15 protein-coding genes are annotated in these 25,075 nt (G+C 33.1%); 3 read left to right on the forward strand and 12 right to left on the reverse strand.

Features of this window, described 5'->3' with window-relative positions; genetic code table 11:
- Nucleotide 1: 1 nt before the first annotated feature.
- From DK441_RS07515 to DK441_RS07530, 4 genes are all read right to left on the reverse strand, one after another.
- Entirely contained in the window at nucleotides 2-238 is a 237-nt protein-coding gene (locus DK441_RS07515; RefSeq protein WP_109098171.1) for a hypothetical protein, read from the reverse strand.
- A gap of 1,567 nt (nucleotides 239-1,805) precedes the next feature.
- Nucleotides 1,806-3,611, reverse strand: a complete 1,806-nt coding sequence (locus DK441_RS07520) for a DUF3987 domain-containing protein (protein ID WP_160111987.1) — start codon at nucleotides 3,609-3,611, stop codon at nucleotides 1,806-1,808.
- Nucleotides 3,598-4,566, reverse strand: a complete 969-nt coding sequence (locus DK441_RS26885; protein ID WP_200822833.1) for a BT4734/BF3469 family protein — start codon at nucleotides 4,564-4,566, stop codon at nucleotides 3,598-3,600. The genes DK441_RS07520 and DK441_RS26885 overlap by 14 nt, the downstream gene beginning before the upstream one ends.
- Nucleotides 4,567-4,811: 245 nt before the next feature.
- On the reverse strand, nucleotides 4,812-5,093 hold the full coding sequence (locus tag DK441_RS07530) for a hypothetical protein (RefSeq protein ID WP_109098173.1): 282 nt from the start codon (nucleotides 5,091-5,093) through the stop codon (nucleotides 4,812-4,814).
- Between the two features lie 243 nt (nucleotides 5,094-5,336).
- Between DK441_RS07530 and DK441_RS07535 the strand changes: the two genes are divergently transcribed.
- The 3 genes from DK441_RS07535 (at nucleotide 5,337) to DK441_RS27145 (ending at nucleotide 6,842) form a co-directional block, all read left to right on the forward strand.
- Nucleotides 5,337-6,179 (forward strand): hypothetical protein, encoded by an 843-nt coding sequence (locus DK441_RS07535; protein ID WP_109098174.1) that lies wholly within the window; start codon nucleotides 5,337-5,339, stop codon nucleotides 6,177-6,179.
- A 271-nt stretch (nucleotides 6,180-6,450) separates the two neighbouring features.
- Nucleotides 6,451-6,684: a hypothetical protein gene (locus DK441_RS07540; RefSeq protein ID WP_109098175.1), complete on the forward strand. Its 234-nt coding sequence runs from the start codon at nucleotides 6,451-6,453 to the stop codon at nucleotides 6,682-6,684.
- 23 nt (nucleotides 6,685-6,707) lie between these two features.
- On the forward strand, nucleotides 6,708-6,842 hold the full coding sequence (locus tag DK441_RS27145) for a hypothetical protein (protein ID WP_255412294.1): 135 nt from the start codon (nucleotides 6,708-6,710) through the stop codon (nucleotides 6,840-6,842).
- 102 nt (nucleotides 6,843-6,944) lie between these two features.
- On the opposite strand, the gene DK441_RS07545 is transcribed toward DK441_RS27145, so the two are convergent.
- The 8 genes from DK441_RS07545 to DK441_RS07585 are packed head-to-tail and all read right to left on the reverse strand — an operon-like array spanning nucleotide 6,945 to nucleotide 24,599.
- On the reverse strand, nucleotides 6,945-7,649 hold the full coding sequence (locus DK441_RS07545) for a PP2C family serine/threonine-protein phosphatase (RefSeq protein ID WP_109098176.1): 705 nt from the start codon (nucleotides 7,647-7,649) through the stop codon (nucleotides 6,945-6,947).
- Entirely contained in the window at nucleotides 7,649-13,069 is a 5,421-nt protein-coding gene (locus tag DK441_RS07550) for an ATP-binding protein (protein WP_109098586.1), read from the reverse strand. The genes DK441_RS07545 and DK441_RS07550 overlap by 1 nt, the downstream gene beginning before the upstream one ends.
- A gap of 7 nt (nucleotides 13,070-13,076) precedes the next feature.
- Nucleotides 13,077-14,630: a hypothetical protein gene (locus tag DK441_RS07555; RefSeq protein WP_109098177.1), complete on the reverse strand. Its 1,554-nt coding sequence runs from the start codon at nucleotides 14,628-14,630 to the stop codon at nucleotides 13,077-13,079.
- A gap of 2 nt (nucleotides 14,631-14,632) precedes the next feature.
- On the reverse strand, nucleotides 14,633-19,363 hold the full coding sequence (locus tag DK441_RS07565) for a protein kinase (RefSeq protein ID WP_235015726.1): 4,731 nt from the start codon (nucleotides 19,361-19,363) through the stop codon (nucleotides 14,633-14,635).
- A complete protein-coding gene (locus DK441_RS07570; protein ID WP_109098178.1) occupies nucleotides 19,351-20,727 on the reverse strand; it encodes a restriction endonuclease subunit S in 1,377 nt (458 codons plus the stop codon). The genes DK441_RS07565 and DK441_RS07570 overlap by 13 nt, the downstream gene beginning before the upstream one ends.
- A 3-nt stretch (nucleotides 20,728-20,730) precedes the next feature.
- Nucleotides 20,731-22,743: a class I SAM-dependent DNA methyltransferase gene (locus DK441_RS07575; protein WP_109098179.1), complete on the reverse strand. Its 2,013-nt coding sequence runs from the start codon at nucleotides 22,741-22,743 to the stop codon at nucleotides 20,731-20,733.
- Between the two features lie 16 nt (nucleotides 22,744-22,759).
- Nucleotides 22,760-23,602: a nucleotidyl transferase AbiEii/AbiGii toxin family protein gene (locus DK441_RS07580; protein WP_109098180.1), complete on the reverse strand. Its 843-nt coding sequence runs from the start codon at nucleotides 23,600-23,602 to the stop codon at nucleotides 22,760-22,762.
- Nucleotides 23,583-24,599, reverse strand: a complete 1,017-nt coding sequence (locus DK441_RS07585) for a type IV toxin-antitoxin system AbiEi family antitoxin (RefSeq protein WP_235015727.1) — start codon at nucleotides 24,597-24,599, stop codon at nucleotides 23,583-23,585. The genes DK441_RS07580 and DK441_RS07585 overlap by 20 nt, the downstream gene beginning before the upstream one ends.
- Nucleotides 24,600-25,075: the final 476 nt, after the last annotated feature.

Consider the following 25,075-nt stretch of genomic DNA (forward strand, 5'->3'; position numbering starts at 1 on the left):
TTTATAATTTACGAACATCTCTTAATTTTTTGGTAGCAGCTATGACTTCTGCATATTCCCTGATGACATATTTTGAGATAAACAGAACTCCGTATAATGCTCCCACAATAGCAACTCCTTGTACGATTGGATTTTTTAAAAGTTCCTTGGACTGATCGGTCAAGGTTTTCTTTATTTGATCGTTCGTGGGGCTGTTATTTTGAAGTTGTTTTCTTCTAATCATTTTTCTCGTTTCCATAATGTTGACTGTTATTAAGTTTTGCACAAAAAACCTAAGCTCTTTTTTACTCTTGAGATTTGATGCTGAAGATGTTTTTGAAGATTGACTATGATGAAGTGATTAGAAATTTCTGAAAAATAAATAGCATATACAAATCAAAAAAACATATAAACGTTTGTAAACGATACGTATCGTTGCGTAATGCTATCCCTAAAAAAAATAGTGAAATCAGCAACTTATTAGTGATAATAGCACTTCCCAATTTATACCCCCTATAAATTAACTATGCCAAAACTGTAGTAAAGAAGGTACGAAAATAATTTTCAGATAAATTTGACTTTACATTTACCTGATCAGTATGGGCGAACTAATACCAAAATAACAGCACATAAGTACAGCCTAATCTACGTTAGAACTTATTTTAAGAGCTTTTAAGAGCTTCAGTCATTCTTGCGCGAACTCTTGGTTAAAATTTTAATAGCGCGTAACTACCTTTGTTTTTAGCTAAAATTTCTTGTGATTCATATCCAGTGAATTTTATAAAAATGTAGATTTTTCAATTTACAATCTTTATCAATTGAAAATTGCTGTTGCTCGTTTTTAATTTGCGGGATGTTGCAAGTAATTTTTTAGTTTCCAATATTGTTACACGACAACTTTTCCCTATAGGGAAAAGTTGCAGCTCACTCCTATAGGGAAAAGTTGCAGCTCACTCCTATAGGGAAAAGTTGCAGCTCACTCCTATAGGGAAAAGTTGCAGCTCACTCCTATAGGGAAAAGTTGCAGCTCACTCCTATAGGGAAAAGTTGCAGCTCACTCCTATAGGGAAAAGTTGCAGCTCACTCCTATAGGGAAAAGTTGCAGCTCACTCCTATAGGGAAAAGTTGCAGCTCACTCCTATAGGGAAAAGTTGCAGCTCACTCCTATAGGGAAAAGTTGTAGCTCACACCTATAGGGAAAAATTACATGTGTCATCCCTATAGTAAATACTTCAAGTCATTGCTATAGTAAAAAGTTACGTGTCATCCCTATAGGGAATACTTACTCATTACCATTAAAAAAAATTACATTATTATCGATTAGAAAATATCAAAAAAGGGTACGAAGTGTAGCGAAAATAATTCTTGTAAAGCTCTAAAAACCATCCATAAAAAATAAGTCTTAATCGGGATAGGTATTTTGTAGAAATACACATCTCGATTTGGGCTGTGCATTTTTAATTCAATATCGGTACATGTAAGGATGTAAAGAAAGCTTCTTATCTCGAAAATTTTGTTTACATAAAGACCTTTATTCCGTTTGAACTATAGGTGCAAAAAAAATTGATGTATATCACAAATATGATAACATAGATACACGTATATTAATTTAAATTGACTTAGGTTTTGATAATTGTCCAAGACAAAACCTCAAAAAAAGGAACTGCGGGTTTTGAGGTTATTGAGGTTTTACTCCTTTTGTAAGATTTTACGACTAAACACTTGAAAGAAATAGGCTTCATTGCACTCAAAACCTTAAAAACCTCAGAAACCTCACTAGTCTATTTTGAGGTTTTTAAGGTTTTCTAAAGTTTGCTTATATAAATTTAGTTGTCCTTTTTAAGTGTGTGAAGATACTGCCCGTGCCCGATACGTTGTAGATATCCTTTTTCAACAAACTGCTTTATGTAGCGTTCCGCGGTCTTTTCTGGTACTTGAAGTCCATTAGCTATATTCTTATATTCCTGAGTAGAAAAAGAGCTAGGCAATCCATCCAAAAAGCTTTCTTTTTTGGTTTTATTTATTGGTAACACCTTTTTCTTTTGCGGTAAATAACGATACACCTGCTGGGTATGTTCCAGTAAGCTTTCTACAATGGCAATAGCATTTTCCATATCGACATCCTGACAATATAATATATTGGAAAGTGCGTTGTTTTCTAATGATCTAATGAGGGTAAAAATCATGACGATACGATAACAAATCAATCCCAACCGCAATAAAGAAGCTTCTAACCCCGTTTTTTGTAAGAATAAGAATTTATCATATTCCTTGCTAAAGAAAGCATTGAACCGCTCAATATGGTGCGATTGTAAACTAACCTTTATTCCATCGTTAAAACTTTCCAGTATTTGGTAATATTGCAAATATCGATTACCCAGCTTATCAAAGATACTGTCCAGCGATTCCTTATCTGTATTGGCAAATACATTTTTCCATTGTTTTTGCCGTTGCATTTTGTAAAATATAAACCTACTGAACAGTCCATTTTCAGAATCCGGCATTAAAGACAATACTTGATCTGGTGTGCCTGAAAGTACAGCAGATAATTGTGGGGTGGCAATATCTACGTATTCACTTGCTGTACGTCTGTAATAGCTTATTCGTTCGTGGTGGAAGGCTTTTCTAAACCCATCGCTATAATTGCCATGTTCGCTTTTAAACGCTTGCGCAAGTGTATCTCCTTCAGTTTCAAAAATCAGCCCTTTGCCATCATTGTTTGCTAGTAATTCAAAAGTTCCAGTGGCACTACTATTAGCAGGAATAAATAACAATTGTTCCCTTGGTTCTTCTGGTTTCTGTGTAGTATCACCTTTTTGTTTTTTTCTTACATCAAGATATTCTGATAGTTCCACTTCGTATTGAACTTTTTGAGAATTTGTACTATCTCTTTTTTGTTTATGGATAGGGTAGACCAGTTGTCTACAAAGATTAATCCTTCCTTTACCAGAAGAAGCTGGGGCGGTAACAAATAAGAACAAGTTAGGATATACCATACTTTGATCGTAAATACCATATACGTTGGGTAAACAACTGCTTATTGCCGTTAAGCTCCCCAACAACAATAAATCCCTCTCCTGATCACTTCCTGCATACTGTGTTATTTGCTTTAAAAAATCAGGTAGTCGTTTGTAAACGGATGAAGGTATGATGGGTAAGGAAGGTTCTTGTGTTAATTGATCTTCTTCTGGTTCTTCCTTTGCTACGGAAACCTTTTGTGATGTAGCTAATGTATACCCCTTTTGTTTTTGTGATGAAGGAGTTACTCCGGCTAACTTTGCTAAATGGAAAAATGTACCTAGTGTAGCCCCAGAATTATTACTTTGTAAACATTTTTGGTATTGTTTGCGACAGTTAGCAGCATCATATTTAGGATAGTTCTTACTCACGGCATGAAACAGTTCTTCTCCCATACTACCAAAAGCATCTGCCAAAGCAAACCCAATCTTAATCCAGTCTCCGTAGTTTGAGGTAATATCGATACCAGAAACTTCTAGCTGAGTACAGACTTCTTTTACCTTATCGTAATCATCAAAAGACCGTGAGATTGTTTGAACCACTTCTGTTTCATTTTTTTTATGTTGACCATCAAGGGCTGGGTTCAGATATTTTTTAGGCTCAAATTTCAACATTGGCTTTGTATTTTGGATGGATATATGCATTAGGATCATACGGCAATAAACACCCTCTGCTTACATCACTTCCGGATGCATCCACTTGGATGTTATAGGTTTCTTTGATGTAGTTGATGACTGCCTGAAAGTATTCTGTATGAGATATTTCAGCTAAGTCTATTTTGATAATCCATTTTAGACCATTTCCTCTGGGCGATATAAATAGTAGTTGAGAAGGAAGATCAGGGTCTTTTAATAAGGTTTTTCTTATATCCAATAACTCTTCTTTGTTCGGTATTCCATCAATATCAATAGTCAATAATTTAGAATGAGTGTTAAGGTGTTGATTGTTCCGTTTGGTAAATACCCCGGAAAAAGTGACATAGTCAAAATGTTTTTTCTTGTAGTCTTTTTGTTCTTTTTCTGAGGAGAGTTTACGCAAGTATTCTGTCCGATATTTACGAGAATGATCCGTAAGCATACGGTATACTTCAGGTAAACCAACAGTTTTTGTTGGTGTAAGGTTATAGAGGTTTTTAGAAAAATAACTGAACCTTGGTTCCCATTCAATATTTGGTTCCGATTCAGTATCGGGTATGCTATCCAGAAAACCCTGAATACGTTCTTGTTTTAGATCATAAGGGGATACCTTATTTTCTAAATTCAAATGCAGTGTATCATTAATGTTGAGTAATAGATCTATTTCTGTGTCTTCTTTAAAATAGAGTTGTGCAAAATCAAATACATCTCCTTGGAAATTTTTGTTTTCCAAATCCTGATAAACAGCACGATTATTAACTACTTTTATTTGTAAACTTTTTCTATGGTGAGCAGCAAACGGATTGTAGGTTGGTTTACACTCCCTTCCGCTTACCCTAAGTGCGGTTTCTTTCGGGTAATACTGCCGTAGGATATAAGCAAATATCTTTAGTCCGTAATGGGTCTTACCCAAAATCGTTTCTTTTGTAATCATAAATAACTTATTAAGTAATCTCAACTCTTTTAAATACATTCACAAAAGACAATAGATACCCACACCTGTTCAACAGGAAGCTCGGATACGCTCTATCAGAGCGCTTTAGTATGTCAATAGTGATGGTAATATGAAATACTACTAGAATTTCTTTAATGGAAATAGTAGTATGTATAGTAGATCAATAACAGCGCAATAGGTAGGCATACATACGCTGTCTGTCAAAGAATAGAAGAGTATAAAGATTATACTGGTTTTCTTGATCTCCTCTTAATTTTATACATAATGGTGGATTTGTTTACTTTATAGTTTTTCAGTTCATCAGCAGTACATTCCAAATGAGATGCAATCATATCCAGATCCTGAGCAGGGATATCTGCGTGGTCATCTGCCAGTAAATTACAATAGCGATTAAAAGTCCTTGCTGTTTTTTTTAAGCCCGTAATGATCTTTTCTTTAGTAGCTCTATATTTTGCTACAGGTAGCTCTGCCAACTTTTCATTAATACAATACTTATAGTCTTTCATAAGTTTTAATTTTGATAATTATGTAAACCAATTATATTGACAAATAATTCATAAAAAACACAGAGACTCTGTGGTAAAATCAACCCTAATTTGATTTTAAAGCCTGTATTTCAAACAAAACTTTGTCTTTTTAAAGAACATATCTTTCTTCTTTCAAGAAAATTTCTTCCACAAATGTAAAGTATTTTTGTTTACATTTTGTAACTTTGTCGAGACAAATTTGTCCAATAGCCGATTTATATTATGGAAGAATTACTGCATCAGATATACTCAAATCATCACGGAAAGTTGCTAAAGGCATATGTGCAAAAGAATAACATCAATAAAAAAGGAGGTGTTAACAAATTAGCTGAAGAATTAAATTTGACAAGACAAGGAGTTTACAATTTATACAACCAAGAAGTGATAAAAGTGTCTTATCAAGAAAAATTAATAGCTCATTTAGAATTGCCAAAGGATTTTTTTCCAGAACCTATCTCCGCAGAGGAAAGGTTTCGGTTATTGTTGGGGGACTATGCCAAAATAAAAATAGAAAATTTAAAATTAAAGGAAGAACTTGAAAAAACAAAGGCTAGAGCAGTTATTAGAGATTATCTGGTAGAACAACGAAATGAACATCAACAGGATAAAAGTGGTAACACAACTGTGGTTTCAAAAAGTGATTTTACGGGTTTCATAGACAATTACTTTGATGAATTGTACTTGGATCAGTTTTTACACAGGATAACTATTGATGAGATGCAAAGTGGTTTTTGTTTCGAAGTATCTGGAGAAGATTTAGATCATTTAGGTATTAATCAAGGTGATTTTGTATATACTGATACTCTGATAGAACATTATGATTTAGTTAGAAAAGAAAGCTTATATGTAGTTATTATTAATGACCCTATCAATGGGAAAGATATTCTTATTGGACGAATTCGATGGTACAGGGGCTCTATAGGACTTGTGCAGCTTGATAAACGACAATTTGATTTGGAAGGAAATCTTAACATTGAACAATTATGGGAGGTGAAAGGACACATTACTAAAGAGGAATATGATATAGAAATTAACGGCGATGATGATTTGGAAACATCATATTAAATGTTTTGAACACTAATCTTTGAAATTTTGGTCATGACAAGTAAAAATATTTATTGGAAAGTGCTAAAATTTAATATTTAAAGTAGTTGCTACGACTTTAAATTTGCTAGAACAAATAAAATTCTGAAAGTCATCGTAGGTTTATTCATTTTGATTTTTAAGAAAAATTATAGGTAACATTTTACATGATATTGACACTTATTATAGGGGGAATATTAGAAAGGCGTTGCATTTCGTATAAAGAATACTATTAATTTAATATAAAAAGAAAATGGATTTTGAAAACAGTGAAAAAGACTATGTAAAAAAGATTAATGCACAAAGTCAGGAAATGATCAAGGGTTTTCAAGATCATCTAGCAGAGGTGAAAGAAGTTCATCCAGAAGTAAATGACAGGATGATTTTTGAAGGTTGGGCAATTCAAAAAATAGCAAGTTTACAAGTCATCATAAAAGAATTAGCAGAAGACAATCAACGATTGAGAAATTTTAGTAATTTGAATTAATACAAAAACTTTAATTTGGTCTTATGTCATATTTAGCATCTGTACATATAAAAACGGATAGAGAGCATCCTTACCCTTATAATGTTCCGGCAATCAAGTTTGCCAAAAACATTGATGTGTCTAATAACATCACTTTTGTTATAAAAACTACTAAGTAGTTTTTCATTTATAATACTTATTGAATATCCGTAATTATTAGTAATTACGGATATTCAATTTTAGTTTTTATTTGATTTTAATGATAATAATAATTCCTACTACTAAGAATTTACTATTATCAAACTAGCATTATCAATAGCTTCAGTTTCTAGTCTCCTATTTATCACTTCAATTGCAGAGTCTTGAGAATCTGCACTATTAATTAAGTATTGAATAGTTTGACTATTGACTATATTATGAACACCATCAGAGCATATAATTAATTGATCTAAACTATTATTAATGTTCAATTCATGATAAGAAATACCAGATTTTTTAATATCCCCTTGAATCGAACGTGTTACAATATGAGAATACTTAGACACTCTATTGCTTGCATCTGAAATGGTGCTATCAGAAAACTCATTTATCAAGTTATGCGATTTACTTTCAAAAACTAATTTGTTATCAGAATAGTGAAGAATCTTAACATCACCAACCCAAAAGCATTTAGCTATATTTCTTGAAAGCACTATACCACCCAAAGTGGCTCCTAATTTAGAATGATTTTGATCCTGAAACTGACGAATAGCAAGGTTTGCTTTATTAATAGCTTTTTGAATAGTTTCCTTATTTATCTCATCTATATTTGATAAAAAAGTTAATATACTTTCAGTCGCTATCTGCGCCGCTATTTCACCATTATCATAACCTCCCATACCATCCGCAACAAGATATAAATACGTGTCAGGATTTATGTTCTTTGTTAAGACAACATCTTGATTGACTTTCCTTTTTCCTTTATGTGTTAATGTAGTTGACTTCATTAATTACTTGTAGCCTGTATAGTGCCACCTCCGTGTTTCGTTACTCTTGGTCTTGTAGAAACCTTAACTGGTTTAGCTGATATACTTTTTTCAGTTGCTTTGGTAGCCCATAAAAATCCTTCTCCTGGCATCAAAGCACTCATATCTGCTGGAGTTAAGGATGAAAACTGTGTTATTGACTTTTGAATATGCTTTAACCATTGTGGACTATTAAATTTGTGAAGTAATACAACAGAACTCAGTTCTATAATTTCATTAGGTAAACTTGGAGGGTCTTGGCTTGCAATCATTATACTAACTCCTTTATGTCTCATCTCTCTTATAGCCGTCACAATATTCCCAGTCAAGTCCTTATTGTCCATATACTTGTGAGCTTCATCAAAGACAATAAACTTGTTGAAGTGGTTGCCATTGACATTTTTTACTGCTGAGAAGATATTAAGCATTATTACAAACAATCCAAGTGCTTCGTCTTTGACAATAAATTCATCTCTTAAATCAACAATTATTAACCTTCCTGGCTTTAATACATCTCTCATCATAAATTGATCATCGACATATTCTCGTGCAAAACTTAGTTTCTGTCTTGCTAAGGCTTTTTGCGAATTACTAAGTAATTCAGAATCTTCCACACTTTGTGATAAAGCATCAATTGTAATATTTGCTCTATGCTCTTTCATAATGGCCTTCAACTGTCTAATGTAAGTTGAATCATTACCAATAGCTCCTAAAATGAACATCCAATCTTGAACATTCAGTTCTTGTGAATTAAAAGCAATTGGCAGAACCTCTATTGAAGGATATTCAGATTTACGCTGGTCTATTTTATCCTTTGGCGTTAATATAATTACGTCTTCTATATTGTCTGGTTCAGCACCATATCTCTCTTTTAATTTAGCTAGTTCATTTTCTTTATCATTCGGTAGAATCATAGATGTGAATTCTGGCTCATAATCCATACTTTCACTATAATGAAAAATAACACCTGCTAATGGAGATGGTAATAGATTTATATCATTAAATTGCTTTAATACCATTTCTGAAATTGTACCAATCGTGTAACTTTTTCCTCCACCTTGTACACCAAATAAACTAACCGTATTCGTTTCACTTAAATCAATAGCAATTTTCTTTTGAGTAGTGCTTTCGCCTAAAATTCCGAATTGATCACTTGCAGATGTTTTACCAATTAAAATATCGTATTCTGGAACTTTGTGAGCAACATAGTCCACTTTAATCTGCTTATTATCTGATTTTTTTATATAAGGGTTAGACTCTACTGCCGTGTTGTTTTCTTCTTGGTCTACCTCAAATATCTTTGATTCTTCATCTATTTTAATACTTTTTTTAGTTAATTGTATAGTTGAATCATCCGTAGTTTGAATTTCGTTTATCTCAAATTCATTTTCTAATTTAGATTTAAACTTTTGTAAAAATGGTTTCAATTCACTCTTGTTGCCAAATGCTTTATTTAAGTCTTTATCAAAATCATTCTCTTCCAGTCTCTTTGTATTCAAATCTGAATCAGGATCTAAAATATCGTCTATTAATTTCCCTCCGAATGTAAAGAAAACAGAATCATTATCCAATACTACTTTTTTATGTCTGTCATTAGCTGCAAAATCAAATATCAGACCTAATCTTTTAAACTTAAGAGAGAAGCCAAGATCAAGTGTTTGTAAAAAGGCGAGGTATTGGTTATAAGCAATTGATGACAGATATTCGTACCTATTGGCTCTTTCCAAATAAAACATCAATAATGATCTTAATTCTTTGTTTTTTATCTCCCTATCAAGACGGTCAAAAGAATTATTATACTCTGGGTCAAAATGATTTCGTAAACCTTCAATAGTATTTTCAATTTGCTCCAACATCTTTAATCGTAATGCATCTTTTTCAGTTTCTCCAAGAGACTTTCTACATTTGATTTCTATAACAGCTATTGAAATTTCTTTTTTCGCAGGATTGATCGAGACTAGTAGATTGTCAGCGCGTGATTTACTACCTGTTGGTAGGTTCTCAAACAAATTTTGATGCAGGTCAATTGGAATTAAAAATGCATCTTTCAGCATCTCCTTCTTTTCTAAAACTCTCTTTGTGAAAGCTGATCCAATAACCTCAAAAGCTTTGTTTTTAGTTGAATTCAATTGCAAGACAAGTGAGCTACTTACCGCTCTTAAATCCTCAAGTAATATTTTTACTTTACGCTCATCTTGCTCGTTGTGTATATCTAAGTTAAATTCTTCAAAATGTGGCCCTAATAAACCTAGAACTTCCGAAGTAGGACGTGTCGTGAGGAATGAGGATATTCCCAAAATTTCTTCTCCTGGAACATAATCTAGTAAGAATGGAATTTCTCCATCTTTTGATGGCTGATCAAAGATTTGTGGACCAAGATTTTTATCAAAGGTTATAACCCAGTCTGAATAGTCGTGAAGGTGTGTTAAAAGCACTTTATCCTTATCGTTTAATCTAAGCTGGGTAGATGGTATCGATGCTGTATATTTCGAAACTAAAGAGCTACTTACAAAACTTTGAATATTCTCAAATAACTTAATACCATTTGCGCCTGTAGTATCATATTTAATAGGTAGCTTGTTTCCTTGAATAAATCTGTTCCATTTAACCTGAGAGCCATTTTCATCAACTACTACAGTAGAATCAGTTATCAATCCATTTAAGTAAAAATTGTGTCCTTCTTCTGATGGTTTTGTTAACTCTATAGTAATTGGAAATGGGCTAACAACAAAACTCAAATGAGAAGTAAAACTAGAAGGTTCTTTTAAATAATCCGAAATACTATTAATCGAAAATCTAAGTTTTGGAAATAATCTATTTTTTGATGGTTGTGAAAAAGCTTCTGCTTCCTCTGAAATATTCGATGCTGGGTTTATCAGGATTTTTAATGCTTCCCCGTGTTCTATAATTTTATCATCTCCCTTAAATATTCTAACCTCATAATTAATATTTTCAAACACACTTTCTTTTTCCAACTCAACAAACGCATTTGAAAAAATTTCTGCGTCTCCGGCGTTAAAAAGGTTTACTATAAGTTTGTCAATATATGGATGTTGAGCTAAGTAGTTTTTAATGTGGCGCATTATCAACTTAAGACTGAGATCTGTTTCTACGTAGTTGTCTTTAGTAATATTAAAAAGAAGTCTAAGGTAATGCTGTAGTTGTCTCGAAATAGATGTCATCCCATTTTTAGACTCTTGTGATATAGTATTTAGATATAATCCCCAACCAAAAGATAATTCACCACTATAGTTGTATGCTTTTTTTGTAGACGGATCAATCAATACTAATTGATTATTTTCGGGAGAAAGATTGCCTGTAAACAAGTCTTCCAAGTTCTGAGACCAAGAATCTTGATGCCCTGAAAACTCTTTAGTTTGCTTTTCCCAGCTTTCAAAAACCTCTATTAATTGAACTATCCAGGTTAATCTCAATGGATGCAAAGGAGAGACAAGTAAAGCTTCAACTTTATTACCATCAGGTAATTTACTTTTTACAGTAGAAACATCAATCATCTGAAGTTCCAAAAGAAATGCTTTAAGCTTTGTCTTTTCTTCTAATTCAATACCATCAGACTCAAGTTGCTTTTTGAGTTTAAACGTCCACTTAGAATATGATTCAATATATTTTTTAATATCATCTTTTAAGGTAAAAATATTAGTAGATTCAAATATTCCATTTCCATCTTCATTGGAGTTTGCAATGCTTTCAAAAACTTCTCTTCTGAGCTTAAGTAGAGATTTTGGTGCTATCTCATTTATTTCACTTTTAACAAACTCAAGTGCCTCAAATCCGATAGCCAATTTGTTGCTCTTTAAGCGTGATTTTACATAACCAATACTATCTGCATTTTGCAAATATTTATTTTCTATTTGTCTTAACTTTGTTGAAATATTTATCTGATAATTATGCTTGTCAGAATAATTGATGTGGAATGTCGAAGAATGTTTTTCCCTACCGTCATTGATCCAATTATTAGACGTATCAGGTGGCTCAGGAATTTCGCGGTCTTCTCCATTTTTCAAACCTTCGATACGGTATTTGAAAAATGCTTGTAAGACGTTGTTCAGCTTATCTTTCCTTTGATTTTCATCACGTTCTAATACATCCTCTATTACGTAATCAAAGTCTATAGAATCGCAAGTTAACTTATAAGGAAATGTACTTTTCTTAGCCTCAGGATTTTCGTTTAATGCTTGTTCCCAAGCTTTTTGAATTTTAGAATCACTGAATTTATCATCAGCATTTAGCATATTTCCGTGCTCATCTTCTGCTAAAACCTTAAGAAAGTACGAGCCTTCTTCAATTACATTTGAGTTAAGCTCTAAAGTCACATCTCTATATGGTCTATTGGAGTTGGAGTTCTTTACTTTTCTCAGAACAGATATTTCTTCACCATTACTACCGTTAACCGCCATTAAAACAATACGAAAGTATTTTAAATCTTTAATGTCCTTTGGATTCCGATTAGTGCGAAATCTGACTTTAAGCTTTGTTGACTTTCCATTCTGCGCAAATAGCACGTTGGTTCCATCTTCAACTTTTAAATCTTTAGATTTAATTTCGTCAGTAATTAGTTTAATATGAGTAAAGTCTAACTGAGGAATAGGCCACTTACAAAAATTGAGATTTTCATAATTCTTATAGATACTCTCGCATATATCTTGTGAGTTTTTAGCATCTTTTTCTGTTTTAAGAAAGTCAACTATTTCCTTTTGTTTAGAATCATTTTCTAATCCTAGTTCTGCAATACGGTCATATAAAGGTTTATTAAATGCCGATAATAACTCAACACTTTCTCGATTAAAATTTAACCTAGATCTAATCTTTTCTGAATGTTCTAAAAGTATCGAATCAGGAATCAAAGAAAGATGATACAAATTATCTCCAATAGATTTTAAATCGTAGTTACTCTCTGAAACAGCAATTAAATATTCAATTATTTCAGAGTTTGTAGGATTAAGATATTTGATGATATCAACTGAAACTAACTCTTCCAAATCGTCAGGAATCTCATCTATTAAAGTGTCAACCAGCTTAGCTTCTATTCCTTCTAAAGATATTTCTTTAAAGGTTGCATTTCCGTAAGAATCTTCCGCAGCAGTGCGACTATTCGAGGGTATTAGAATTAGAAGAGGTTTATCTTGCTTATTTCTGAGCTCTATAAGTTTAGTTGCTGAAATGTATCGACTATCAACAATATCATTTTCTGCAACTATAAAAAGATCTAAATGTTGATGCTTTTTGTTTATTTCCTCCCATAAGTACTCAAGTTCCGATTTGCCCATACCAGTAATTTTCATACAATGACCTGCGACTGCGCTTTCAAAGTCATCTTGATGTAGTTCAAGGATAAGAGTTGTTATTCTTCTGTAGTATGTATTTATGGTAATTGTATCCATATATTTTTTAGTCATTTAATTCGTAACGAGGGCGTATTCTTTGCAGGATGTAAGCATCACTTAAATCATTGTAAAAACCAATCTGGCGTAATTTCATCTTAAAGGCTTCAATATTTTCTTTGAAAGCTAGATGAGTATTAAGATCAACATTTTTAAAACGCTCTTCTTCAAGTCCGTTAATAATAAGACCATATCTTTCTCTGATATTTCCTACTAACTCCTCAATTGAGAGTGTCTTTGTTGTGAAATGATCATCCTCAACATCAAGTACCAATATTTGAACTAATGTTTCCAGTAGTCGTGTTCCGAGTACAAAGCGACGCGGATGCTTTTTACTGCGACCTTGGGACATAAAGCCTCGTTCTGTATTTTTTTGAGATAAATTATCAATTAACTGTACGTGATAGCGGTATTGGTAGATACCACGAGCTTTGACTATTAGTTCAATATATTTATCGAAATAAGTATCTTCATATTTAACCATATCTTTTATCAATTCTCGATCATCATCTTCCAACGAATTGTACAAGTTGTCCCACTGAGTTTCAAAATATATTTCAAAGCCTTCGGGTTTTTCCGAAAGAGCCTTAAGCGCCTTATCTAGATTTGAAGAATCAGTTTTTTCTAGCTTAAGCCTTCTTAATGCAGCATTCACTCGAAAAGTTGCTTTTACGTATTCATGAACACTATTTGTCAGGTTTTCTGCATCTGCGCTAGCAAGCTTTGAAATTTTACTTTCATTATCATCCGTAGCATCTATTACAATACTCCAATTATCATTAACCTCAGTAGATCCATTTTCAACCATCTCAGGTAATAAATAAACAAGTTTTTGGATATATAATGAAAGATGAAATGATGTTATAGTTTTTAAGTAGTCAACAACAACATTCCTTGGTATTTTTCGCTTATAAACTAATAATCGACGGACATCATCACAATAAAGTTTCGCCTGTTTTTCCAACAATGGCTTTATTTGATTCAAAGAATTGTTGGTGTCAAGAAAACCAGGTTTCACATTCTTTATTATATGTAATAAACCAAGACTATCAACATCTAAACCATCTTTAATATTTATTTTATTGGTAGTATTATCCCATCCTTCCATCAAGAAGTTTTTTAATTCTTCTTTGACTTTTGGATTAGCTCCTAGCATCAGATAAACTTGATCCGCAGTATTGTAATCTCTATTATGAGCCGCATTTCTAACACGATAGCTTTCAAGGTGAATAGGTCTGAGAGAAGATATCTTTTCTTTGTCTACATTTCCTCTAAAAACCATATTAACCAGGTTGCTACGCATCCATAATTCTGCTGCTTCCTTATTTTCACTAAAACCTTTCACTGAGCCGTCTTGTTCTAATTTGTTAAACACTCTTTGAAGGGTTTTAAGGTCTATAAAAGAATTACTTCTTGCCCTTTGTCTTGGTCTCATTCCATTATGCTTTAATAGCATAAATAGATTCACGAAAACATTATCAATTTTGACAGCTTTGGCATCACCAGCATAGATGAGTTCGTTTCTTAGGACACTTTCTTCTTTGTTTAATTTTATTGCCATAATTATAACTGCATTGATTCTATACTAAGTTGATTCTCAACGTTTTTACTAATCTCATAAAACTCTATGTTATCTCTTGTCACAATCACTCTATTATATGAAAGATTCTCAAGTAGGTTTTTGAAAATTGTAAGCTCTACAAACTTTCCTCGAATATCATTTAAAGAAGGACTGTAACCTTTTTGTATGAAATAGAGCATTTCAAATAAATCTAATGAGATTACTAATTCTATGTGTTGCTCTGTTCGATGTCTAAACACAAGACTATCTGGTTCATACTCTAAATATTTTACAAGATGATCTGTTCTGCTAACAAATAACTCAAAGTCATTTAAGTCAAACAATCTAAATGATCTACTAAATGGATCATTAATTTCAGACGAGCTTAAAACCAAATTCTTTTCCCAAATTGCAGGATTTTCGCAACCTTCGTTCATAGATATAGCTTGAGAAAGTGACATTTTAAGCTGAAGTAAAGAATCTTGTGAAAGCTGGGCAAATAAGTTGGGCAAAACATTTTTAATTAAATCTACATTAGGAGTAGATTTGAAATCAGTCCAACTAGTTGGCTTGTAATTTTCAAATGATAGAATTTCATAAAATTCTGTTCCCGCATTTTTAAGACTAATCTGTTTTAGAGCTGTAGATTCTTTTTGGACTACTGTTTTTATCTGCTCTAAACTAGCTTTCGCGAAAGTGGAATCATCCTTAAAGTCCTCGTTAATGAAAGACAACTTTATTTGATCTGATTTGTCATCTACATTTAGATAACTCAGAACTACATCAGAAACACCATTCAATTTGTCAACATTTAAAGCTTTATAAAAGCTCAAAAGTGACTGATATGGTAAGCGTTTTTGATAGCTACTTATTCTACCTTCAAAATATTGATGTCTAATATATGTTTTTTGAATAGACTTAATTTTATTTAGTAATTCTTCGGTTTGCTCATGCGCTGGTGCCCAAATTTTATTGCTGTTGAATTGGTCTATCAAATCAAACGATCTATCTGAAAATTCTAAATATTGTCTGCTACTATGTTGACCGAAAAATAGATCTCTGTCAAGATTTGGTATCGCAACATTTCCTATATCCGTTTCACGCAACAGCTTTATTAATCTGTCATTATTTCCGGAATCATCGTAATTAGAGTTGGTTAAGTTGAAATAGTAAAGTTGCCAGTATTCCTCTGGTTTACTTTGAAGTCCAGTATATGCATTTTCTACATCTTCACAGCTGTGATCTCTGGAGATCATAAAAGCTACATAAGACCTTAAATCTCGCATAGTAATATGAAGCTCTCGTTTTAGTGCTACCGTGCGTAACAACCATTCTAGTCTAGTTATTACTTCATTTCCAGATGCGGGATCATTAAGCGACTCGACATTGTATTTAATGAAACACTTATTTGCAATTGAACATCCTTCACATTTGTTCCAAAGGCTTTTGTTAGTTAACGCTTTCACTTGTTGTCTAAAGAGACTTGGCTCTTTATCATCAACAGCCGTAACAGATCTAAGGTTTAGATTAATAATCATCAAACCTTGTGGTAGATCATAGTGACCTTCTTTATAAAAATACTGATCAATTGTATCGTGAAGCGAATTGTATTTCTCTGATGTCTTTAGAAATTCAACAAGTCTACCTTCGTTTATTGCAATAATGCGTCCTTCCTCAGCTTCATTAAAGTTTTCCAAACCTTCAAAAGGATTAAAGAAAGACTCCAGTACTTCATTATTTAATTTAGCCTCTTCATCTTGTGACCCATCATAATTGCTTTCAAATGGAGTTCCGTTTATTAAAAATTCTGCTCCGTTTTTATGTCCAAATCGTTTCAGGTTTTTAACTGTTGGATCATCCTCTATTTTTCTAATGAAAGCAGTCTTACCGTCTCCTGCATTTCCTGTAATGATGATGAGCTTAAATCGAGCATCAAGAATATCTGGTATTAGCTTCCTGTCTAACTTCGATGGAGAGTAAGTAAGCCGATCATAATTTGATCCCCGCTCATTAACTCTCGTTCCCCAGTTTCCTGATTTTGATTGGCTATAAAGGGAGTTGATGTAATCAACAACGTCGATACCTTCTACATCTATCTTATGTTCTTTAAGTCTATTGGTGTTTTCCTCAAATGATTCTTTTAAAGCTTTGTACACTCTCGTTATATTGCCATCATTAAAATTACGAGCACCACCTTTCCAGAATGTTTCGTTGATTAATATTTCATTATCAATCTTTACTAACATTTTTAGTTTATCACCAAAAGAGATAGACTTCTTGTAACTTTTAATCTTGTCTTTAAATTTTCCTAACGAAGAGTGTATCGTTTTACGGATCTCTTCATAGGTAGACATTTCGTTCAACAGTTTTATACTTGTGCTACCTTGACGAATAAATACTTCTGTTCTATACAGTTTACCATCTTGCACACCATCAGTGCTTGGTTTATTTTCTTCAAGAAGATTGTCTTCGCCTATTTCGTTTAATGCAACAAGCATTTCACTAGCTGAGCCATATCTAGTCTCTGATTTTGTTCCAATAGACGTAAGTAAGAATTTTGCGAAAGCGTCAGAAATTCGGGGATTCAACTCTTTAGGATCTGTAGGGTTTTGGCTTAAGCTTGGTATTCTTATTTTAGGCCAAGGATAATTTTTTGTTACTAATTCATAGAGTGTAATCCCGAGTGCAAATGTATCTGCCGAAAAGTCCCAATTAATATGATGACCATCTAATAAATCTGGTGCTAAATATGGGTTAGTCCCTACATATGATTTATCGTTTTCTTTAAGTGAAGCAACATTAAAATCGATTAAAACAAAACGTCCTTTATTATCCCAAATAATGTTTTGAGGCTTTACATCTCTATGTAAAATAGGGTTCTCTCTTGTTTGAAGATACTCAAGTGCAGATAGCATTTCTATACCCAAACGATTTATTGTAGCGATCGGAAGGTTAGCATCTGTCTTAATATAGGTGCTCAAATTGTCTCCATCAAGAAACTCGGTGGTTGTGTAAAACTGATTCTGTGGTGTCTTACCATTCCAGCTAAACTTTACAATATTAGGATGATCTAATTCTATTAGTGCATTATATTCATCTAAGACACTAGTGATATTTACACTTTCGTGAAATAATTTTAGCGCATAGTCACGTCCTTGTAAATCGTGTTTTGCTTTAAAAACTCTTGAATATCCGCCGCGACCAAGTATTTTGTGGATAATGTAGTCGCCAACTTTATCGCCTTCTTTTACCTCATAAGTATCAGTAGCTTGAGAAGTTGTTTGGGTAGGTTTTTGTGTTTCCTCTTTTGTAGATAATTCTAACTGTAATGCTGTTTTAATAAATTCTTCAAGTTCTTCTATACTATCTACTCGGGCATCACTATCTGTGAGAATTGTTTTTAAACAAATCTCATCAAGCCACTTAGGTAAGGAACCATTCTCAGCAGATGGCAACCTATCTTTAGGTAGTTTTCCGCCTAATTTATCCAGTTCAAAAGGACTCTTTATTGGCTCTTTTCCTGAAAATAGCCAAGCAATTAAAACACCTAGTGAATAAATATCAGATGCTCTGGAAGCATCTTTCGCAATGAGTTCTAATGGATGGTAAGGCGAAGCATTAGCTTCGCTAATGGTATGCATTACCGTATAGCCATTGTCATTATGGTCTGTAAAGTAAGACTTCCCAAAATTCCCTAAATAGGCATAGCCATTATTTAAAAAGATGTTTTCAGGGTTAATGTCCCTATGAAATATATTTTCCTTGTGAGCAGCCTTTAAAGCACTCATTACACATTTCAGAATGTCAGCACGTTCGTCAAAAGTGAACGTTTTATTTCTGGAAACAGATCGCAAAGAATCTTCTTCCATCAAATCTGTAATCTCATAAAACAAATGGTTTTCTTCATCTATTTTAAATTCTACAGGGAGTATAAAAGGATTTGATCGAATTTTTAATAAAGCGTTGTATTGATTTTTAATACTTTCTTCTCGAGACTTTAATTCTTCAGGAGACAATCCTACGACTTGAAGTGCATATTCTTTTACACGCTTACGAATGTTTGATGTTACGTTCTTTGGCTTGACCAAGTACTCAACATAGTTATGATCTTCTTGTTTTAAGATCTCAACAATCTCATAGCCTTGAACTTCTTTCTTTTCGTCGGCAGATTTTTTGTTTTGTTCTCCTATTAAAAACTGAACAATATCGCCTTGTACATCTATAATATCATCTTCACGTTTACCTACTTGACCAGGATCTGTCATATGGTCAATGAGTTTTTGTGATAATGTAAAAGTCATATCAGCAGCCTTCTCCCACATAATAGGCTGGAAGGAGTTGGGATAAGATAAAGTAACCATATTATCTATCCAAGCTTTACCGTAGCTTCGATTTGCTTCTTTTAATTTGGAAGCAAGTATGGCTGTTTTTTGACGATTGGTTTTTAAAGGGTTTGGCTTCTGTCTATCATTAACATACCAATAATCGTCTGCACCTTCTATACGACCTTTCCAATCTTTATTCTCAACATTATAAATAGCGTGTGGTGCTACCACGATTAAATCGTATTCCCAAAACTGTGTGCGGTTATTACGTGGGTTTGTGGAAGCCACTTCTACGTTTGGGATTAAGTAATAATTATCTGGTAGATTTACGTGCAAATAATCTAACAGTCTTTTCTCTCCAGCATTAACTACTGAATCAAAATATGGTGGTTTTATTATTTTTCCCATTGTTCTATTTCTTTTTCAACTGTTTCAATTGCTAATTCTTCTTTCTTGAAAGCTAAATAGAGATTGTTAGAATATTTTTTTATATTTTCTACAATCATTTTATAATTTTCATCACTAGCTATAAATACTGGTAAGGACTCTATATGAAATGGCTCCACTCTTTCAATAACAGCTCCATATTTCAATGATTGTATAAAACTATGGGCAATTTTAGTTCTTAAATATGCAAAAAGGTATAGTTCGGATATTGCTGAATTTTCAGCTTCTATTCTTATTATATCTTGAGATCCTACCGCTTTTTTCTCTTCAAATTCTTTAGTAATTAATCTTGTTTCTCCAACAGTGCCAGCACAAGTCAAAAGAATCTGATTTTCTTTTAATGTAAGTTCTTCTAGAAAAGGTGTTTTGGTTTTAGATAGGTATTCGCAAGAAGAGAAAGGATTTACTTTTACCAGTTCAGCCCCTTTAATGTAAGGAAAGCCTTGTCCTTGTTTCACCTTAACTCTTTTAAAAATACCAGGTCTCGTAACATCAAAGCCTAATTCAGAAATACGTGACGTTTCAACTTTACTTTCTTCTAACAGTTTAATTGAATCCTGTCCATAGTTTAAATATGCATTAGAATTAAACCTTTTGTTATAATTAGATAAAAGCAGATTACTTGAGACAATTCTTTCATTTTCCAATGCCGTATCAGATAAACCCATTTCAGTTTCAATCAACGATACAGATTTATCCAATAGACTATTGGCCTCAACTCGTAATCTCGAAGCAGTTTCCATTAGGTTATGAGTCTTCACTCGAACTTCGTTAGTGATTCTTGGGACTGGAATCTTTTTAAAAAGCTCTGGATCAACGTATGATTGCACTGCACCTCCCTTTAGTTTTCGTAGAATTTGATTACCATAAGAACCACATAAGTACGCGTATAAATATCCATTATAACCTTCTTTATTAGAAAAGAATTTAATTATATTATTTCCAGTTACTGATCCTACAGATAATTCATTAACATAAGCTAATTCTCCGATAGCCCCGACAACTGACGCAACTATCATCTGATTTTTAAATAAATGCTTAAACGTATGGATTCCTATTGTTTTTGAAACATACTTACAGCTTTTATGAGGATTATGTGTTAGCATTTCAGTCATAGAAACTAATGGGATACCGTTGTCTTTATCCACATAAATCCTCTTATTAATACCTCCAATATTGGAGCAGTAATCGACAGTGTCAATTAAAAAATCATAAGGCATAGATTTAACTTTTTCTTCTCTCAAAACTCCGTCAGACAAAAAATAAGATGCTTTTATTTTTTGTTGACTTTGGATCTTTTGACTACTGATAAATTTATATCGCATAAATTAAGATGTTGATTCTAAATAGTTTGAAGTTATTTTTGGCAAATCATCATTTAAAAGTTTAACTTTTTCAACACGGGTTTTAATCTCTTTTGCTCCTGTTTCACTTTTACCCAAGTACTTTTTTTCCACATTGAATAACAATTCTGCACCGTCTTGGTCTCTCAAGTAAATTGGATTTCCTCTCCTGTCTTTACCAAGTTTATCAGCTATTGCCATATATACTTCGTATTTGTCACCTTTTTCCTGAGACATTTGCCTTTCTTCGTCTGTTTTCCGTTGCAAAAACAATAGTGAAGCTTGCACACCAACTTGTGGTAAAAATGCTTCTAAAGCAAGATCTATTGACGCTAATATTTTAAAACGATCTAACATCCATTCTCTAACTTGTAACATATTTGGATTCCCCAGAATACTATCTGGCAATACAATTGCCATTTTACCACCATCTTTTAGAAAGTCATAACAAGCTTCTATAAAAAGCACCTCTGGTGCTGTACTATATTTACTAAGATGATATCTTGATGCGATTTCAGTTTCAACTTTTACTTTAGCACCAAATGGCGGATTGGTAAAAATCATATCAAACTTCCCACGAGCATCAGTGCCATAGGCATTCTCAATGTCTTGCATTTCGCGTAAGCTATGATCTATGGCATTATTAATTTTTTCAATTTCGGTTGGATGTTCCCAAAGAGGATAGGCAAGGGAGTTTACGTGAAATATATTTGCGTGACCATCGCCACCCATAACCATATTCATACGTGCTGCTTTCTTTAAATCAGGATCGAAGTCAAAGCCAAAAATGCTACGCTCAGCATAATCTTTAACCTTTGCATTTACCTCTGAAGAATTGTATTTCTCTTCTAAAAATGGCCCTTCCAAATCAGGAAACATTTCTTTTGCCATTTGTTGACGTACGTGGTCTAACACCATTACCAAAAAGCCGCCAGAACCACAAGCAGGGTCAAGTACACGATGATGTTCCTGCGGATCAAGCATTTCCACCATACATTTTACGATGTTACGAGGCGTAAAAAACTGTCCAGCTTCTTGCTTTAAAGTATTACTTACAATAGTTTCATAAGCAAGCCCTTTAACGTCTACTGATGCATCTAAGAAGGAATATTTCGCCAATTCCCCTGCAATAAAGGCAAGACCTTTGTCTGTTAAGTCAATACTCTCGTTTCCTTGAAATACTTCAGAGAATATTGTGTCGGTTTTCAATTCATTGAAAAGCCCTTTTATTCTCTTGGCAACTGTTTTTCTTCCTTCTTCTGTATTTTGCTCCTTAACACCTACCCAAAATTTACGTCGGTAACTTTCGCCATTAGGCAATTCCATAAAGCGACGCTTCTCGTCGTAAAGCTTACAGAAAATAAGATTTAGTAATTGCCAAAACGCATCTTTTTTACGCCCTTCGTTTCCATAAATATAATCGTGAGAACGTTTGAACACTTTGATCAAAGAATCATTTGCAGGTGTTCGTGTGTGTGATCGGTCAGCTCTGTCTAAGTCTTCTAATGTTTCACCTTCCCCTGGAAAATCTGATAAATCTGTAAAGTCATAATCAAAGCCAATATCGTCGTCTTCTTTTTGCAAGAAGTTGTAGCTCGATCCGTTTGCCCATAAACCAAATTCACAACTTTCGACAGCCCCCATCGCATTCTCAAGAGTAGCGCTAAGCCCTTTCTTTCGGTCAGTCACTTTAACTTTATCATCGTGAACAATAGCTATTCTGATAATAAAATCTTGCTCGTGTGTTTTTCCTTTTTCAAAAATGACAAGATTAACTTTCTGCTTTTTATTTTTTCCTGTTTCTGGATCTTCATAGAGAATAGTAAAGTCACGCTCCATATCATCTAAGTCAAATCCATACTCTTCATTTAGCATTAATATTACGGATTGTAGATTTGATTCCTGAGCTTTTATCTTTTTGACCTCTCCTGAGAGGATGCAAACTAACTCGTTATCCTCTAGTACTATTTCTTCTTTACTTTTTATATCTGTTGACATTATATAATGTTATTCATTAGTTTAGTTGATTGACTATGTTGTGTATGCATTCTAATACTTCTTCGTATGAGAAATTTCTATGTGTTTCTATTATTTGGTTTATGAGTACGCTGTGCTCTTGCTTTGCGATAGTATTTTCTAAAATTCCTTTGATAGTTTGTAAATCGTTAGGGTATTGCTTTAGTATTTCTTGAACGTCTTTACCTAATAGGATAGACCCACCTTTTGTTGTTGTAAAATCTTCTGTGTAAATCTCATCATAAAAATTAGTAGCAGCTCGCTCTTCGTTAATAGACAGATAGTTTTCAAGGATGAACCCGATATCATCAGCATCCTTGTTACTTTTATGGTTACGATCTTTCCAAGCCATTATCTTTAAAAGAAATATGCCACCTAAAGAGGCTATTTGAATTTCTATTTCTTGATCAATTTGTACTTTTAGAGAAGCATCTTCCGCTGCGTCAAAGCCCAAAACAGACATTGCAAAACTTTCATCTGGTGGCCAAAATATTTTGTTATCCTGTTTCATTATCTCTCCATACGGAACGATATCAAGTTGAAACTTGCCATTGTATAAAAATCGCTGCTTTTGGTCAGGATCTTTCGAAAAGTTTTCAAGAGTAACAATTTCATCTTCGACCTTTTGCCATTGCTCCCAATCATTTACAGCTATTGCAATATCTAAATCGTGAGTTAAGCGTCCAGATTTCTCGTCATGTATTTCCATTACAATATCTCTTGCAGTAGCACCTATAACAAAGAAAGATATACCTACCTCATTGAAATAAGTTGTAAGCTCTAACAGAATAGGCTTTAGTAACGGGTGCGTAAACTTATCGCTAGATATTGCTAAGCTCATTCTCTAGTATTTGTTTCGCAGTTTCAATATTTCTACCGTAACCACTATTAATTAAATCTGCATATATTAAAAGTGCCGGTGCTATTTTATCGTTATCTAAATCGTTTTTCCAGAATTTTTGTAAAACTTCAATTTCTCCATCCTCACTTGGAACTAATTTTAAAAAGCGGGCAACTTCTGATAAATCTAGGTCTGTGAATATTGTATATTTTTCAGGTCTTAAATTGTTGGTTAGCAATGCGCCTCCTGGTTCACCTCCCCAAAGAATAACGCCATTATTTATTTGTGTGTCTATGTTTCTCCACTGCTGTTGAAAATCGTTATCTATAAATCGCATCTTCTTTCTTAGAATACGAGGTCTTAAAACTGCATTATACTCAACTATCCAGCGTTCCAACAATTCCTCTCTATTTTTAAGAACACGTTTGTTTTTTGTTTTTAACAAGAAATTTAAATCCTCTAATTCAGCCATTACATTACTTACAGAACCTATAGACACACCTGCTGTTTCTCCTATTTTCCTGTAAGAGTCTTGAAGATGTTCTGGCTTATATAATAAATGGAATAAGATTTTTAATCCAGCTTCTTGAAAAGCACGAGATTGATTCGTTTTTTCTTTTTTTATTTTCTTTTGACCTTTTATAAATACAACTAGGTCATTGTGCTTGATAAAAGCATTTCCAGCGATATCTATATAGTTAAAACCACGTTCTTTAAGTTCTTCCGTGGCTTTTTTTGAAATGTACTCGGCAATTAAAATAATGGGTCTGTTACTATTCTGTTTCATCTCCTCTAGTTGAGACATCACTAAACCTTGGTTAGATGTTCTTACTGCAGATTTTGCTTCTACTATAAACTGCTCGTTCTTGATGCGTAAAAGCGCATCATAATTTTGCCTACTACTATCTATCTCAATAGGTATATTGATAAGCTGTTCTAGCTTAGAAGTAGCTTCATATATGAAGTCATTGTTACGATACATAAGATTTTTGTTCATTATTTTTAAGTGTTCAGTGACAATGAACATTCAAATTTAATGAACAAAATGGTTATTGTCAAAATTTATGATACTAATTCACAAAAGAAAATGATACAGCCCTATGTATGATAGTGCTAAGCAAAGATATAATAGGATAAAATTTTAGTATTAATGAAAGTAAATAAAAGTGTAACCCTTATGAGGCTATTAATAATGTAGAATGGGTTTTTATAAATGCTTCTAATTCAAGTAGATTGTCAATAGAATGGTTAGATATTTCAATCTCTCCCGCTACTTTTATTTTAAATCCCTGTAAATGAGTAATTTGAAAGGTTTTTTTTGCGTAACTATTGAATTTTAATTAATCATTTGATAATCAATTATTTAATGATTCGATAAGTTGAAAAACACAGATTAGATTCGTAAGAAAATACTCTCTTTTTAAAATTATATCTAAAGAAAATCACAGATGTTACTTTTAAATCCTTAGATCG

The sequence above is a fragment of the Aquimarina sp. AU58 genome, from assembly GCF_900312745.1.
Classification (GTDB): domain Bacteria; phylum Bacteroidota; class Bacteroidia; order Flavobacteriales; family Flavobacteriaceae; genus Aquimarina; species Aquimarina spinulae.